Origin of the sequence: Microbacterium sp. OR16 (assembly GCF_047306725.1) — a bacterium.
Classification (GTDB): domain Bacteria; phylum Actinomycetota; class Actinomycetes; order Actinomycetales; family Microbacteriaceae; genus Microbacterium.
On the sequence record NZ_JAZEXK010000001.1, the window covers coordinates 847,138 to 858,672 of the forward strand.

An 11,535-nucleotide genomic window follows, 5' to 3' on the forward strand; every position below is an offset into this window, starting at 1 on the left:
CGGGGCGGTCAGACGACCGCGTCGGGCAGGCGCACGGCCCCCACCAGCGCCGCCATCGCCGCAGGGTCGCCCGCCGCCGCACGATAGCTCTCCATGCGCGCGGCGTTCGCGTCGTACGCGGCACCCGCGCGCACCTCGCCGACGTGGTGCAGTGCGTACACGCGGCCGGGGTGGCGCACAGGCGGTGCCCCGAGGATCGTCGAGTGCGCGAGGAACCATGCCGCGTCTTCGAAGCCCCACCCACGGAATCCCTCGTCCTGACCGCCGTGACTGTCCCAGGCGCGCGGCGTCGCCACGTACACGCCCGAGCAGGCACCGTCGACGTACTGCTCGACGGTGCAGTCCGCGAGGGGCACCCCCGCGGCGTGATCGGCGGAGCCGGTGCGCCCGAGCCAGCGGTACTCGTCGTACGGCAGGTGCACGAACGGGCTGTCGGCGGCGGCGCGGATCGCCGCGATCAGCGGCTCGCGCTCCGGAATGGTGTCGGCATCGCCCACGACGACGACCTCGTCCGCGGCGGCGTTGCGCATCGCGGCGTTGCGGCATGCAGCGAGGACGAACGGCGTATCGCCGGTGTCGACGGTCTGCAGGGGGATCTGCGGCAGCGTCTCGCGGTACCAGGCGACCACGCGTTCGAAGGCGTCGATCCGCGACGGCGCAGGGCGCCAGGGAATCACGATCCGTGCGGGGGGAAGCGTTGAGTCGAGGGTGGTCATGCACCGTCCTTTCCCACTGAGTTTAGGGGACGACGGAAGACGGCATGACCTCGCACTCAGCAGCGCACCCGCAGCGCACCCGGCTGCACGCGCACGGCGAGCTTGGAGATGTCGCCCGCCTCTTCGCCGTCGATCTCGAAGGGCACCGGACCCGGCAGGGCGACGGCGATAGCCTCGCCTGTCAGGTGCTGCGTGAAATCGTTGCTGACCGTCTCGTCGTCCCCTCCGAGAAGGCGGCGGATGCCGTTGTCCCAGACCACCGTGCGCAGGGTCTGCAGCCACTGCGTGACGTTCTCGGCGCTGATCAGCAGCAGATCCAGACGCCCGTCATCGACCACGGCGTCGGGCAGCAGCGTGAACCCGCCCTGGATGTCACCGCAGTTGCCGATCAGCAGCGTGTGGCCGCTGAAGGTCTGCTGTTCTCCGTCGTCGAGAGTGATGTGGAAGTCGACCGTCTCGGAAGCGGTGACCGCACGCCCCATCGCCGCGACGTAGGCGAGCCATCCCGCCTTGCCCTTCAGATCGTCGTCGGTCTCGGCGAGCATGTGCGCGTCGAGACCGAATCCGACCATGACCAGGAATCCGGTCTCGACCTCCGCATCGTCGGTGCGGGTCCAGCCCATGTCGATGCGACGCTCCTCGCCTGCGACGATGACATCCAGCGCCTTGGGGATGCTGCCGATCGGGATTCCGAGGTTGCGCGCGAGCAGGTTGCCGGTGCCCTGCGGGACGATGCCTAACGCCGGCGCCTTCTCCCCCGCCGACGCGAGCACCTCGGCGACCGTGCGCACCGTGCCGTCACCGCCCACCGCGATGACCACGTCACAGTCCGCGTGCACCGCTTCGGCTGTCATCGCCCGACCGGGATCGTCGGCAGAGGTCTCCCACCACATGAGCTCGGTGTCGGCCGGGACGGCCGTCGTCACGACACCCCGAAGCTCCTCGCCGTCGATCTTGGTCGGATTCCAGATGATCCCGAAGCGCTGCGCCATCTGCTCCCCCTTCATCACGGCTGGATCTCAGCCGTAGAACTGCTTCTCGAAGACTCGCCGCGCCCGGCGCGTGACACGGAGGTAATCCTCTTCGAGCACGGTGGCGGCGCGGTCAGGATATCCCAGAAGACGCCCGACCCCGTCGAGCTCGCGGATCTCGCTCGGCAGCACGTCCTTCGTCTGGCCGGTCAGCAGCGTCATCGCCGAGCGCAGCCGGCTGGCGAGCACCCACGCCTCTCGCAGGCGCTCGGCGTCGTCGGCGGGCATGAGATCGGCGAGGACCGCCGCGTCGAGCGCCTGCAGGGTGGACGTCGTGCGCAGGTCGGGCACGCGGTGACCGTGCTGAAGCTGCAGCACCTGCACCATCCACTCGACGTCGCTCAAGGTTCCGGGGCCGAGCTTCAGGTGCCGTCGAGGATCGACTCCCTGCGGCAGCCGCTCGCCTTCGACCCTCGCCTTGATCCGCTTGATCTCGCGCACGCCCTGCAGAGACACACTCTCCGGGTAGCGGATGCTGTCGGCGAGCTCGGTGAACCGGGCGATCAGTTTGACGCTGCCCGCGATCCCGCGCGCGCGCAGCAGCGCCTGCGCCTCCCACGACAGCGACCAGCGGCGGTAGTACTGCGTGTACGCCTCGATGGTGCGCACGATCGGTCCGTTCCTGCCCTCCGGGCGCAGGTCGGCGTCGAGTTCCAGCGGCACACGCTGATCGGTCAGGTGCTCGCGCAGGCCCGCGACGATCTTCGCGGCGTGCTGCTGTGCGCGCTGCGGATCGATGCCGTTCGGGTCGTAGATGAACAGCACATCGGCGTCCGAGCCGAAGCCGAGTTCGGCGCCGCCGAAGCGGCCCATGGCGATGATCGAGAAATCCATCGCATCGTCTTCGGGCGGCACGATCTCGCGTCGCACCGCACGCAGCGCCGCCTGGATCGTCACCTCGGTGATCTCGGTCAGTGCCCTCGCCATCTCGTCGACGCCGACCTGGTCGAGCACCGCACCCATCGCCGTGCGCAGCAGCTCACGCCGGCGCAGCGCGCGCACCGCCCGCAGCGCATCCTTGATGGTCGAGTGCCGGGTCTGGATGGCCCTGGCCTCCTCGTCGAGGGCGGCACCCCCGCGCGGCCGCAGTGCGGCAGGTGTGTCGAGCCAGGCGACCGACTCGGGGATCCACTCCATCAGCTCGCCTACGTAGCGGGAGCTCGAGAGCAGACGCGTCAACCTCTCCGCCGCCCCGGACGAGTCGCGCAGCATCCGCAGGAACCAGTGCGTGTCGCCGAGTCGCTCGCTGATCCGCCGGAAGGCGATGAGCCCGTAGTCGGGGTCTGTGCCGTCGGCGAACCAGCGCAGCATCACCGGCATGAGGTGCTTCTGGATGGTGGCCTTGCGACTCAGACCCGACGTGAGCGCCGCGATGTGGCGCAGTGCTCCTGCCGGGTCGCGGAACCCGATCGCGGCGAGACGCGAGCCGGCCTGTGCGGTGGAAAGTGTGCGCTCCTCGGCCGGCAGCGCCGCGACGGCCGAAAGCAGCGGACGGTAGAACAGGCGCGTGTGCTGGTCGCGCACCGCACGGCGCACGTCGTCCCAGATCTCCTGCAGGCCCGTTGCGCTGTCGGCCAGCGCAGTCGCTCTCGCAAGGCGCCGCATGCCCTCGTCGTCTCTCGGCATGAGGTGCGTGCGGGTGAGGTCGTGCAGCTGCAGCCGATGCTCGAGCAGGCGCAGGATGCGGTACTGCTCGCCGAAGGCGCTCGCCTCGGCCCGCCCGATGTAGCCGCCCTCGACGAGCGCGTCGAGCGACTCCAGTGTGCCCCGGGTGCGGATCCCCTCGTCGCTGAGCCCGTGCACGAGCTGCAGCAGCTGCACGGTGAACTCGATGTCGCGCAGACCACCCGGACCGAGCTTGATCTGGTACGGCACGTCGTCGGCCGGGATGTGGTCGGTGACCCGCTCGCGCATCCGCTGCACGCTCTCGACGAAGTCCGACCGCTCGGCGCTCGTCCACACCTTGGGCTGCACGGCGTCGATGTAGTCGGCGCCGAGGTCGGCGTCGCCCGCCAGCGGGCGCGCCTTGAGCAGCGCCTGGAATTCCCAGCTCTTCGCCCAGCGGTCGTAGTAGGCGAGATGAGATGCCAGCGAGCGCACCAGCGCGCCCTGCTTGCCCTCCGGACGCAGGGCGGCATCGACCTCCCACAGCGGCGGCTCGATCTCCACCCCGCTGAGAGCGGTCATGGTCTCGCGCGCCAGGCGCGTGGCGATGTCGATCGCTCTGGCCTCGCTGACGACGCCGTCGTCGGCCGTTCCTGCGACGAAGATCACGTCGACGTCGCTCAGATAGTTCAGCTCGCGAGCGCCCGCCTTTCCCATGCCGATGATCGCTAGCCTCGTCGCGGCGATCTCGTCGCGCGTGCCGACGCGACCCGATCCCGCGACCGCTGTGCGGGCGATGGCGAGCCCGGCTTCCAGAGCCGCGGCCGCAGCATCGGCGAGGGCGGCAGAGACGCCGGCGATCGCGACCGTCGCGGATTCCGACGACAGGTCGGCAGCCGCGATCTCACTCAGGCAGCTGCGGTACTCGACTCGCAGGGCCGTGATCGCGTCCGCGGCACGTGCGAAGCCCTCATCGGCGTCGACCGCTGCGAGCATCCGGTCGGTCAGCTCGGCGGCGTCGGGCAGGTCTGCGCGCAGCAGCGCATCGGCGCGCAGGCGCGAGGGATGCCGCTCGAAGAACGACCCGAGTGCACGGGACGCCCCGAACAGCCGCCATGCGGCTTCCCTCGCCGCGGGGTCGGTGAGCACAGCCGTGACCTGGGCGGCATCACGGCGTGCGACGGCGACGAGCCCCCGCACAGCGGCATCCGGGTCGGCGGCGACCATCCCGTCGGCGAGCTGCACGCGGTCGAGACCGCTCAGCTCCGACAGCTCGGTGAGGTCGGCTGACGCCGAGGTCAGCTCGACGAAGCCGAGCCGTGCCAGCGCGGACAGGGAAATGGACGCATCAGGACGCGCCATCGCCGCCTCAGAGCAGCCCGAGGTTGTTCTTGAGCTCGAACGGCGTCACCTGGCCGCGGTATGCCTCCCACTCCTTCTGCTTGTTCAGCAGCACGTAGTTGAAGACCTGCTCACCGAGCGTCTCCGCGACGAGTTCCGAGTCGCGCATGTACTCGAGGGCGTGGTCGAGACTCGCCGGCAGCGGCGCGTAGCCGAGCGCGCGGCGCTCGGAATCGCTGAGCGACCACACGTTGTCCTCGGCCTCGGGCGGCAGCTCGTACTCCTCCTCGATGCCCTTGAGTCCGGCGGCGAGCATCAGCGCGTACGAGAGATACGGGTTCGCCGCCGAATCCAGCGCGCGGTACTCGATCCGGGTCGACTGCCCCTTGTTGGGCTTGTACATCGGCACGCGGATCAGCGCAGAGCGGTTCGCATGCCCCCAGGTGACGAAGCTCGGCGCCTCGTCGCCGCCCCAGAGGCGCTTGTAGGAGTTGACGAACTGGTTCGTGACTGCGGCGATCTCGTTGGCGTGCCGCAGCAGGCCCGCGATGAACCGGCGTCCGGTGAGCGAGAGCTGGTACTCGGCCCCGGCCTCGTAGAACGCGTTCACGTCGCCCTCGAACAGCGACATGTGCGTGTGCATGCCGCTGCCGGGGTGGTCGTTCAGCGGCTTCGGCATGAACGTCGCGTATACGCCCTGCTCGATCGCGACCTCCTTGACCACCGTGCGGAAGGTCATGATGTTGTCGGCCGTCGTGAGCGCGTCGGCGTAGCGCAGATCGATCTCGTTCTGCCCCGGGCCGCCCTCGTGGTGGCTGTACTCCACCGAGATGCCCAGGTCCTCGAGCATCCGCACGGCGCTGCGGCGGAAGTCGTGCGCGGTGCCGCCGGGAACGTTGTCGAAGTAGCCCGCGCTGTCGGCGGGGACGGGGCCCTCGGGGCCCAGCTGCGAGGACTTCAGCAGGTAGAACTCGATCTCCGGATGCGTGTAGAAGGTGAATCCGGCATCCGCCGCCTTCGCCAGTGCCCGCCGCAGCACGTTGCGCGGGTCGGAGACCGCCGGGCGGCCGTCGGGCGTGGTCAGGTCGCAGAACATGCGCGCGGTCGGGTCGATCTCGCCGCGCCAGGGCAGGATCTGGAACGTCGTGGGGTCGGGCTGTGCGAGCAGATCGGACTCGTAGGTGCGCGTCAGACCCTCGATCGCCGAGCCGTCGAAGCCGATCCCCTCCGCGAACGCGCCCTCGACCTCAGCGGGGGCGATGGCGACCGACTTCAAGGTGCCGATGACGTCGGTGAACCAGAGCCGGACGAACTTGACGCCGCGCTCCTCGATGGTGCGCAGCACGAAGTCGCGCTGCTTGTCCACCCTCACTGCCCGGACTCGAGAGAGCTGGAGCCCCACGAGTCGTCGGCCGCGTCCTCCTCGGCCCACGCGCGAGAGCGCTCACGCAGGGTCTCGGGGGCGCGGGCGGCATCCTCGCGGGTGTCGAACGGACCGACCCGGTCGACCGATGCGGACTGCATGCCGAACTCGACCTCCCCGGTGCTGAGGTTGTACCAGTACTTCTCGTCGCCGTCGGACATGTCAGCTCCTTCGTCGGGATCTCGTCACGATCCTAATCGCTGGCTCGTGCATCGCTAGGCTATTCGCCATGGCACAAGCAATCGGCGTCGACATCGGCGGAACGGGCATCAAAGCGGGCATCGTCGACCTCTCCACTGGCACTCTGGATTCGGATCGCGTGCGCGTGCCCACGCCCGAGGGCGCCCACCCCGCGGACGTGGTCGACACCGTGCGCGAGGTTCTCGACACCCTGGGAGTCGCCGAGTCCACGCTGCCGCTGGGCGTGGCGTTCCCCGCGATCGTCAAGTACGGGCGCACGCTCTCCGCGGCGAACATCTCGAAGGAGTGGATCGACTTCGAGGCCGAGAAATTCTTCGAGAGCGGCCTGAACCGCAGCATCACGTTCGTCAACGACGCCGACGCGGCTGGCGTCGCAGAGGCCCGCCACGGTGCGGCACGCGACGCACGGGGCCTGACCATCATGACGACGCTCGGCACGGGCATCGGCTCGGCCTTCATGTACAACGGCGTGCTCGTGCCGAACACCGAGCTCGGGCACCTCAAGCGTGACGGCGAGTCGATCGAGCGGTGGACGGCGTACTCGGCGATGGAGCGCGAGAGCCTGTCGTGGGAGGAGTGGTCGGCCCGGCTGCAGGAGTTCTACTCGCACGTCGAGTTCCTCTTCAGCCCCGATCTGTTCGTCGTCGGCGGCGGCGTCTCCAAGCACCCCGAGAAGTTCCTGCCGCTGCTCGACCTGCGGACGCCGATCGTGTCGGCCGTGCACCGCAACGCCTCCGGCATCATCGGCGCGGCGGCTCTCGCCGCCGACTGATCGGCGTACAGCAGGAAGGCCCGGTCATCGACCGGGCCTTCCTGTATGTTCGGGGCGAGTGGGCCGGCCTGTACGCCGGGTTCTGTTCAGGAGTTCTTCGCTCCCTTGACGGCCATCTCTCTCGACGACACGTTGCCGTGTCGTTCCAGCGACCTACCCGAGGACTCGGCGAGCCGCGTCAACGTCCTCTGTCTGGTCTTGCTCCGGGCGAGGTTTACCTGGCGGAGCGCGTCACCGCGCTCCCCGGTGGTCTCTTACACCACCCTTTCACCCTTACCCCTCCGGCCCTTCCGGGTCGAACGGGCGGTCTTCTCTCTGTGGCACTGTCTCGCGGATCACTCCGGGTGGGTGTTACCCACCGCCCTGCCCTGTGGAGCCCGGACGTTCCTCGGTGCGCTCATGCGCCACGCGGCCGTCCGGCCGACCCACTCGCCCGTCGATTCTACGCGCCCTTCGCGGCGTCCTCCGCGATGTGCACGTCCAGTGGGACGTCGATCGCGAAACCGGGGAACAGGCGTGCGGTGGCCGCATCCGCGGCCTCCCGCAGGATGCCCGCGACGGCATCGGCCTGCTCAGCCGGGGCGTGCACGATCACCTCGTCGTGCAGGAAGAAGGCCAGATGCGCTCGGTCGCGGAAGACCGGACCCGACGCCGGTGCCGGCATCGATGTCGGCGGCAGCGCCATCAGGCGGTGGCGGATCTCGGCGAGCCACAGCAGCGCCCACTCGGCGGCAGTGCCCTGCACGATGAAGTTGCGGGTGAAGCGTCCGCGATCTCGCGCGCTGCTGCGCGCCCGGCTCTCGTCGGCGCCCGCGGCGTCGGGCCCGCCCGCCTGCGATTGGGCGAGGCGCCACGCGTCGTCGGGCCTGGGCGAGCTGCGACCGAGCAGCGTGCTCACGACGCCGCCCTGCTCACCCGTGCGCGCGGCGGCGTCGACGAGCGCCATGGCTCGGGGATACACGCTGCGCAGCCTCGGCACGAGCTGCCCGCTCTTGCCCGTGGTGGCGCCGTACATGGCTCCGAGCACCGCGTACTTCGCCTCGTCGCGCGTCGTGACCGCGCCCGAGCGGACCACGCCCTCGTACAGATCGCGCCCGCGCGCGGCGTCGACCATCGCGCTGTCGCGCGACATGGCAGCCAGCACACGCGGCTCGAGCTGGGCGACATCCGCGTCGACGAGGGTCCACCCGGGGTCGGCCCGCACGGCGGTGCGCAGCTGACGGGGTATCTGCAGCGCCCCGCCGCCGGACGACGCCCAGCGTCCGGTCACCACGCCCCCGGTGAGATAGACCGGACGGAACCGCTCCTCGTGCACCCAGTCGTCGAGCCACGCCCAGCCGTTCGCGGCGAACAGCCTGGCGAGCTTCTTGTACTCCAGCAGCGGACCGACCACCGGATGCTCGACGCGCGAGAGCTCCCATCGCGACGTCGAGTCGACGAACACGCCCGCCCGGTGCAGCGCGCGCAGCAGACGGGGTGGACTGTCGGGGTTCAGGCCCGGATCGTCAAGGCACCGGCCGATCTGATCGGCGAGAGCCGCCATCCGGGCCGGCCGTGCGCCGCGCAGGGGGCGCGCACCCAGCTGCTGCTCGAGGATGCCCTGATGCACGCGCGTGCTCCACGGCAGACCGGCCGCAGTCATCTCCTCCGCGATGAGGGCGCCGGCCGACTCCGCCGCGCACAGCAGCGCGAGGCGCGAATCGGGTGCCGAGGCCAGTGCCGCCAGCTGCGCGCGCCACTGCTCGCGCACCTCGTCGACGCCATCGTCTCGTTCGGCCGCCGCATCGCCGACATCGAACAGCCCCGGCTGCCCGGGTGCACCGTCGACGTCGTCGTCGACGCGCAGCCAGCGGCGCGATGGCGCGAGCGGACGCGCCAGCGACGCGGTGTCGCGCAGGATCGCGTGGCAGAGCAGCAGATCGTGCGCCCGGCGCAGACGCACCCCGGCTGCCAGCAGCGGCGGGTAGAACGTGCGCAGGCTCCGCACCGTCCACCGCGGTGATCGTCGCTGCTCGAGCTCGTGCACCCGCGAGACGAGCTCGTCGTGCGGCACGTCGATGATCTCGGGGACGGCATCGACACCGGCGTGCAGAGCGATGACCCACCCGCCGCTCGTCGACCGCGCCACCACGGCATGCGACGGCTCAGCGGCGGGGGTCACAGCATCCGGTCCATCAGTCGCGTCCGACACCGCCGCCGGAGCGACGGTCGGTCGTCACAGACCCGACTCGTCGGTGCGCACGAGGATCCCGCCGCACTCCGGGCACGACACCACGTCGTCGTCCGCTGCGGCGCGCACGGCGCCCAGCTCGCTGCCGGCGAGCACCATCTGGCACCCCTCGCAGATCCGCCGGCGCAGCAGGCCCACGCCGATGCCGCCGCGTGCGGCTCGTCGGGTGTACTCGGCGAGCAGCTCGGCCGGCACGCTCTCGGCGAGGGCAGCACGATCGCGGACGAGGTGCTCCCCCTCGGCGGCAGCCGCTGCCATGTCGGCCTTCGCCGCTGCGGTCAGCTGAGCGCCCTCGGCCTGGGTCTGGTCGATCAGCGCCTGCTGCGCGTCGACGGCCGCCTGCGCCTCCTCCACGCGCGCCATCACGTCGAGCTCGGAGTCCTCGAGCATGGTGATGCGCCGCCCGAGGCTCTCGATCTCGTTCTCGAGCGCCTGGGCCTGCTTCGGGTCGGTGGCGACGGCCAGCCGCTCGGCATCCTTGTCACGCCGCTGCGCGGCGAGGGCGACGTCCGACTCCAGCCGCGTCAGCTCGGCCTTCGCGTCGTCGAGCACACCGGTGAGTGCGGTCAGCTCGCCCAGCTGCTGCTGGCGCAGAGCGGCCAGCTCGTTGATGCGGGCACCCTGCGCGGGTGAGGTGCGGGCGCGCTCGGCCTGCGCGATCCTGCGATCCAGGTCGGCGATGTCGAGGAGGCGGCGCTGATGCTCGGGGCTGGCTTTCACCCCTCAAATCTATCCGCTGCGGGTGACACCGTCGACGTAGAGCCCGAGCCGGTCCTCAGGCATCCCGGCCGCTGCGGGTGACACCGTCGACGTACAGCCAGACCTTGTTCTCGCGCACGAAGCGGCTGCGTTCGTGCAGCGTGCCCCGCCCTTGATGGTCACGGTAGAAGGCCTCGAACTCGACGACGCCTCGGTCGTCGAACGGACCGCCGTCCTCCCGATCGAGGATGTCCAGGCGCTGCCAGCGGATGCCGGGGTCGAGATCGAGCAGGTCAGGACGCGTCGAAGGGTGCCAGGTGCGCAGCAGATGCCCGGCGTCGCCGATCGCGAACGCCGTGAACCGGGAGCGCATGAGCCGCACGGCGGTCGGCGCGGACCCGGATGCCAGCACCGGGCCGCAGCACGAGCCGAACACGTCTCCGCTGGTGCAGGGGCATCGCTGATCGCTCGCGGGCATCGACATGCCTCCATGCTGACACGCGGGCACGCCCTGGCCCCGCCTAGGCTGGGCGTGACCGACGCCCCGGAGGACCACCACTATGACCACTGTTCCCGTCTTCACCGCCCACAACGGATTCCAGCTGCCCTCAGTGGGGCTGGGCACGTACCGGTTGAACGGCGAGGCCGGTGCGCAGTCGGTCGCCTCGGCGATCGGCCTCGGCTACCGTCTGATCGACTCGGCCTTCAACTACGAGAACGAGGGCGCCGTGGGCGCCGGAGTGCGCGCATCCGGAGTCGACCGCTCCGAGATCATCGTCACCACGAAGCTGCCGGGCCGGCACCACGAGACCACCAAGGCGCGGACCAGCATCGAGGAGAGCCGATTCCGTCTCGGACTGGATGCCATCGACCTGCACCTCATCCACTGGCCCAACCCGACCACCGGGCGGTACGAGCAGGCCTGGCAGGGTCTCGTCGACGCGCAGCAGCGCGGCACCGTCCGCCAGATCGGCGTGTCCAACTTCCTTCCCGAGCACCTCGAGCGCATCGAGGCGGCAACGGGAGTGCGGCCCGTCGTGAACCAGATCGAGGTGCACCCCTACTTCCCGCAGGAGGAGGCACTCGCCTTCCATGCCGAGCGCGGCATCCTCACCGAGGCCTGGTCTCCGCTCGGCCGCGCGGCGCAGGTGCTCGATGAGCCGGTCGTCGTCGAGATCGCCGAGCGGCATGGCATCTCCCCCGTGCAGGCGATCATCGCCTGGCATGTCGCCCGGGGCACCGTGTCGATTCCGAAGGCCTCTTCACCCGAGCATCAGCGCACCAACCTCGAGGCGGCGTCCGTCGTGCTCGACGCCGCCGAGGTCGAGGCGATCACCGGGCTGGGTCGTGCGGACGGTCGCCTGTTCGACGCCGATCCGGCCACGCACGAGGAGATGTGACGCCGGTCGGCTGGAGTACGGTGGGCCCTGCCGGGATCGAACCGACGACATCCACGGTGTAAACGTGGCGCTCTACCAGCTGAGCTAAAGGCCCTGGTACCCCCATTCTACGGTGCG

The 11,535-nt window shown here is 70.2% G+C and carries 10 protein-coding genes, 1 tRNA gene and 1 other RNA gene; 2 read left to right on the top strand and 10 right to left on the bottom strand.

What is annotated here, in order from left to right; translation table 11 throughout:
- Positions 1–8: 8 nt before the first annotated feature.
- The 5 genes from V2S05_RS04105 to V2S05_RS04125 are packed head-to-tail and all read right to left on the bottom strand — an operon-like array spanning position 9 to position 6,277.
- Entirely contained in the window at positions 9–716 is a 708-nt protein-coding gene (locus tag V2S05_RS04105; RefSeq protein ID WP_413634034.1) for a hypothetical protein, read from the bottom strand.
- Between the two features lie 56 nt (positions 717–772).
- Entirely contained in the window at positions 773–1,723 is a 951-nt protein-coding gene (locus V2S05_RS04110; protein ID WP_413634035.1) for a diacylglycerol/lipid kinase family protein, read from the bottom strand.
- A 12-nt stretch (positions 1,724–1,735) separates the two neighbouring features.
- The gene (locus V2S05_RS04115) at positions 1,736–4,714 is read right to left on the bottom strand and encodes a bifunctional [glutamine synthetase] adenylyltransferase/[glutamine synthetase]-adenylyl-L-tyrosine phosphorylase (protein ID WP_413634036.1); all 2,979 of its coding nucleotides are present in this window, start codon (positions 4,712–4,714) and stop codon (positions 1,736–1,738) included.
- A gap of 7 nt (positions 4,715–4,721) precedes the next feature.
- Positions 4,722–6,059 carry a glutamine synthetase family protein gene (locus V2S05_RS04120; protein WP_413635231.1) on the bottom strand — a complete coding sequence of 446 codons (1,338 nt, stop codon included), beginning with the start codon at positions 6,057–6,059 and terminating at the stop codon, positions 4,722–4,724.
- 2 nt (positions 6,060–6,061) lie between these two features.
- Positions 6,062–6,277 carry an SPOR domain-containing protein gene (locus V2S05_RS04125; protein WP_413634037.1) on the bottom strand — a complete coding sequence of 72 codons (216 nt, stop codon included), beginning with the start codon at positions 6,275–6,277 and terminating at the stop codon, positions 6,062–6,064.
- 68 nt (positions 6,278–6,345) lie between these two features.
- Between V2S05_RS04125 and ppgK the strand changes: the two genes are divergently transcribed.
- Entirely contained in the window at positions 6,346–7,089 is a 744-nt protein-coding gene (gene ppgK / locus V2S05_RS04130) for a polyphosphate--glucose phosphotransferase (RefSeq protein ID WP_271637524.1), read from the top strand.
- Between the two features lie 55 nt (positions 7,090–7,144).
- Here the strand turns inward: ppgK and rnpB are convergent.
- The 4 genes from rnpB to V2S05_RS04150 all read right to left on the bottom strand — a co-directional run bounded on the left by rnpB (position 7,145) and on the right by V2S05_RS04150 (position 10,496).
- Positions 7,145–7,517: RNase P RNA component class A (rnpB, locus tag V2S05_RS04135), an RNA gene on the bottom strand.
- A gap of 14 nt (positions 7,518–7,531) precedes the next feature.
- A complete protein-coding gene (locus tag V2S05_RS04140; RefSeq protein ID WP_413634039.1) occupies positions 7,532–9,250 on the bottom strand; it encodes a bifunctional 3'-5' exonuclease/DNA polymerase in 1,719 nt (572 codons plus the stop codon).
- Between the two features lie 54 nt (positions 9,251–9,304).
- Positions 9,305–10,039, bottom strand: a complete 735-nt coding sequence (locus tag V2S05_RS04145; RefSeq protein ID WP_413634041.1) for a zinc ribbon domain-containing protein — start codon at positions 10,037–10,039, stop codon at positions 9,305–9,307.
- Between the two features lie 55 nt (positions 10,040–10,094).
- Positions 10,095–10,496, bottom strand: a complete 402-nt coding sequence (locus V2S05_RS04150; protein ID WP_271639638.1) for a YchJ family protein — start codon at positions 10,494–10,496, stop codon at positions 10,095–10,097.
- 82 nt (positions 10,497–10,578) lie between these two features.
- On the opposite strand from V2S05_RS04150, the gene V2S05_RS04155 reads away from it, so the two are divergent.
- Complete coding sequence (locus tag V2S05_RS04155; RefSeq protein ID WP_413634042.1) at positions 10,579–11,418, top strand: aldo/keto reductase; 840 nt, start codon at positions 10,579–10,581, stop codon at positions 11,416–11,418.
- A 21-nt stretch (positions 11,419–11,439) separates the two neighbouring features.
- On the opposite strand, the gene V2S05_RS04160 is transcribed toward V2S05_RS04155, so the two are convergent.
- A tRNA-Val gene (locus V2S05_RS04160) sits at positions 11,440–11,512 on the bottom strand.
- Positions 11,513–11,535: the final 23 nt, after the last annotated feature.